Genomic DNA, 3,723 nt, shown 5'->3' with positions numbered 1-3,723 from the left:
GCCATGCGCCAGAACGGCCTCACCCTCGAAGAAATTGGCGGGTCGTCTCCCGCGCATCATGCTGCGGAAGCCCGCGTTGCAGATATTCAGGCGTGCAGGAATGGCATTGCGCGCTGGTCGGAGATCCCACGATCTTTGCTGATCTATGGCGAGCCGGGCACTGGCAAGACCGTGTTGGCGCAGGCCATTGCGCGGTCGGCGGGCGTGGCAATTGTCATTGTGAGCGTTGGGGAGTGGCAGGCGAAAGGACATCTTGGTGACATGTTGGGCGCCATGACCAAGTCCTTCGCACAGGCCGTAGACATGCGTCCCTGCATCATTTTCATTGACGAAATCGACTCATTCGGGTCCCGAGACGCCTCAGACAGCGAGCGTAACAGCAATTACCGACGGCAAGTGATCAACGCGCTGCTCAGAGAAATCGACAAGTTTCTAGTTCTCGATGGCACCATTCTTCTTGGGGCGTGCAATTCAGTAGACACGCTCGATCCGGCGATCGTCAGGCCCGGGCGCTTTGATCAGGTCGTCGAGCTCACGCGGCCGCCGCTCGGGCAGATTGCCCACATGCTTCGGCAGGTGTTTCCCGGTGCCGCGGATGTGACGCCACTGGCGCAGCTCTGCGCCGGCCGGACGCCGGCCGCGATCGACGCGACGCTTCGCGCGGCGAGGGCCGCGGCCCGCCGCGACGGGGTCCCCTTCGATGCCGACTTACTTGCGGCGCAGCTGGGCGGCGGGCGGCCGGACCACCCGGCCTTCGAGCGCCGCATCGCCCTGCACGAGGCCGGGCACGCCTTGGTCGCGGCGGTGTTGCTCGGCCCGGCGGCCGTCGAGCGCGTGGTTATCGGGCAGGAAGACGGACGGACGATGCGACGGTCTGCAATCCAGGAAGGGACGCTTGAAGAATTCGAGCGTGAAATGATGATGCTCATGGCCGGCCGTGCCGCGGAGCGCCTTGTCCTTGGAAATGTCAGTGCTGGCAGCGGTGGTGGTCCGGGCAGCGATCTTGAGCGCGCCACGCGCCTGCAAATGTTCTTTGATCGTCAAACGGGGCTTGGAATTTATGGCCCCGCTTGGCTCGGAGAACCTGAGACGCCCCGGATTCCCGAAAAGTATTGGGATCGCGTGCGCGTCAAGCTTTGGGACTTCGAACAGCGAGCGGGTGACCTCCTGGAACCGCACCGGGACCTGCTCGAACGCCTTGCCGCGGAATTGCTCGTCCGGCGTGAAATGGATGCTGCAGAGCTGCGACCCTGGCTGAGCCAGATCGGGAACACCCGGTAACCGATGAACATGCACTACAATTCACTTTGCCCCGACCAATCGCTCTTGGTCGGGGTGGGAAGCATTTCGCCATCTCAACTCGGCGAGGTCCGCGATCTTGTCGAGATCGTCGAGCCGATAGAACTCTCTCTCCACCAGAAAACTTGGCGTGGACCCCCTTACGGCACCGCTGGGATCTATGCCTTCCTCCGCCAGGGCCGACCATGCCTGCGCATCTATGTCGGCGTTTCCTGGGAGGATTTGCTCGAGAGGATCCGCAAGCAAAGATACCAACGCCGATGGGCCGACTTCGTCCTCTTCTTCGAGCTTCCCGGCTTGCTCCGCAGCACGTTGGAGAGCCTCGAGAGCCGCCTTCTGGCCCTTGGTCAAAGATGTCTTCCCAATGCAGTCTGGGACAACATCAAGGGTGTGACCGTAGGCGCCGCGTCTCCAGACTGGAGAGGCCCTTTCGACCTCGACCGCTTGGCGAGAAAGGTGTTCGGTTACATATGGTCGCGCGCACGCTACTCGCATGAGGCAGCTTCCCGACTTGTGTTGACCCCCACGCATCAAATGGGGGATCCGTCAGGGCGTCTACACGGCCTCCTCCATCAGAAAGCGGGCGGTTGGTGTTATCTCCTGCCAAAGTCACGCATCTCGGTGCTTTGTCCAAACTATAGAGCGATGAAGCGGGAGTCCGCTGCGCATGAAGTGCTGAGCAAGCACTACTGTGAGGGAAAAATCTGCTGGAAAGGCAGCTGCCTCAGCCGACCAGCCGGCTTTGTTGTCAGCGAGGCAATCCCGTTCCGGTCCCAGGCTGCTGCCGCAGAGTTTCTGTTTGCAGGGCAAGCTGAGGATGACAAATGGGCCAAGACTTGAGACCATTGGCGACACCGGACTTCTGGGCTACCTGCCGTTCGAGCCGGACGCCGCCCATCTGTTCTTCCAGCTGGTCAGCCGCCGTTACGAGCGCGGCGCGCTGCTGGTCACCTCGAACCGCGCCGTCGGTGAATGACCCAGGCTGACCGCGGCAATCGCGAAGTCCAGAGATTGAGCAAGAGCCCGGTCCACCGTTTAAGTGGAAACTTTGAAGGCGAGAGGGCTGATTTCGGGTGAATCCACCCATGAAACTAAAACGACACCCGCGGTGAGCCCTTCGCGCTTTATATGTCCGGTAAGGCAAGATTACCGGACATATCTAGGGGCGGCAAGTCGCGGCGGATTGGAGGAAATATTCCGCTGAAAGCGCCGCGTATGGTTCGACTGGGTTCCCGCACCCGCGTCACGCTGTTTCAGGAGAGGATGGCGCTGGTCTGCCAGCAACACGTCCCGTCGCGGCATCCGGAAACCTTTATCGCCTACCGCAAGCAGCGAAGAGCGGATGTGCCGGACACTGCAAAGACTGACCGTTTGGGCTGTCGCCCGTGCCGGATACGGCGAACCGGGAAGAACGAGGTGATCTGCGCCCCTTTTCCGCCGTCCGCGCCTATGTGCTGGGCCTGTGTTCTGGGTGGTGATCTGGGTCGTCTGGCGCTTGCGCCGCAGGGCGTGGGCTATGTCGGGACCATGAGGATGGGGCTGGACCGGAGGCCCGTGGCGCTCTGGCAGAAGGCGGCGCAGGGGCCCGAGGCTGGGGCGGGGGCGCCGCTGCTTGACCAGCCCCGCGTCGAGTTTCTGGGGCCGGACGGCGCGCGCCTGCCGCTCAATCCGCATCAGTGGCTGGCCGACAACGGCCCCTGCCTGCCGACCGCTGCCGGGGTGCTGTGCCTCTGGCATGACCGCCCGCCCCATGCCGCCGCTGCCGCCGTGCCGCCGTGCCGCTGGCGATGTCGCTGCGGCTTTAGGAGCGCGGGCCTCCTCCGGGAGCCGCGGTTGCGGCTGGCGCTGGCTGCGTCGCGGGGTTCTGGCAGCCGGGCTGCTGCTTCGGTGGCGGCCCCTCGCGCCTTTGGCCTTGTCCCGCGCTGAGCGGGGCAGGGCGGGAGCAGCCGTCAGTAGACTGCGATCTGCGGGAAGCAGAGCATCACGGCCAGAGCGACGGCCTGAAGCGCGATGAAGGGCAGCAGCGCCTGGAAGATGTCGCCCAGCGAGATGTCGGGCGGGGCCACCGATTTCAGATAGAAGGCGGCGGGGCCGAAGGGCGGCGACAGGAAGCTCATCTGCATGTTCATGCAGAACAGCACGCCGAACCAGACCGGGTCGAGCCCGAGGCTTTTCACGATCGGTACGAAGATCGGCATGGTCAGCAGCGCGATACCGACCCAATCAAGAAAGGCGCCGAGCACGAACAGGATGGCCATCATCAGCAGCACGATCACGATCGGGCTTTCTGACACGCCGGTGATCAGCCCGCCCACAAAATTGATGCCGCCCATCAGGTTGTAGACCCCGACCAGCGCTGTGGCGCCGATGCCGATCCAGACGTGTTGGATGTCACTGAGAACTGACCCAGCGGCGATAGGAAAT

At 63.3% G+C, this 3,723-nt stretch carries 5 protein-coding genes; 3 read left to right on the top strand and 2 right to left on the bottom strand.

Annotation, left to right across the window (positions count from 1 at the left end; all coding sequences use genetic code 11):
- A partial coding sequence (locus VK682_RS26970) for an AAA family ATPase (protein WP_324782959.1) occupies positions 1–1,281 on the top strand: 1,281 nt, incomplete at its 5' end.
- A gap of 21 nt (positions 1,282–1,302) precedes the next feature.
- Here VK682_RS26970 and VK682_RS26965 read toward each other — a convergent pair.
- Complete coding sequence (locus VK682_RS26965) at positions 1,303–1,650, bottom strand: hypothetical protein (RefSeq protein ID WP_324782958.1); 348 nt, start codon at positions 1,648–1,650, stop codon at positions 1,303–1,305.
- A 466-nt stretch (positions 1,651–2,116) separates the two neighbouring features.
- Here VK682_RS26965 and VK682_RS26960 point away from each other — a divergent pair, with 466 nt between their 5' ends.
- Positions 2,117–2,275: an ATP-binding protein gene (locus VK682_RS26960; protein ID WP_324782957.1), complete on the top strand. Its 159-nt coding sequence runs from the start codon at positions 2,117–2,119 to the stop codon at positions 2,273–2,275.
- 473 nt (positions 2,276–2,748) lie between these two features.
- Entirely contained in the window at positions 2,749–3,225 is a 477-nt protein-coding gene (locus VK682_RS26955) for a hypothetical protein (protein WP_324782956.1), read from the top strand.
- Between the two features lie 23 nt (positions 3,226–3,248).
- On the opposite strand, the gene VK682_RS26950 is transcribed toward VK682_RS26955, so the two are convergent.
- A partial coding sequence (locus tag VK682_RS26950) for a TRAP transporter large permease subunit (protein WP_324782955.1) occupies positions 3,249–3,723 on the bottom strand: 475 nt, incomplete at its 5' end.

The sequence above is a fragment of the Salipiger marinus genome, assembly GCF_035481585.1.
Lineage (GTDB): Bacteria > Pseudomonadota > Alphaproteobacteria > Rhodobacterales > Rhodobacteraceae > Salipiger > Salipiger marinus.
The sequence above is the reverse complement of the archived record's forward strand: the minus strand, read 5'-3'. Positions and strand labels throughout refer to the sequence as shown.

Bases quoted from the DNA above. Each gene is read 5' to 3' on its own strand.
- VK682_RS26960 (WP_324782957.1), top strand. From the start codon at position 2,117: ATGACAAATGGGCCAAGACTTGAGACCATTGGCGACACCGGACTTCTG.
- VK682_RS26955 (WP_324782956.1), top strand. From the start codon at position 2,749: ATGTGCTGGGCCTGTGTTCTGGGTGGTGATCTGGGTCGTCTGGCGCTT.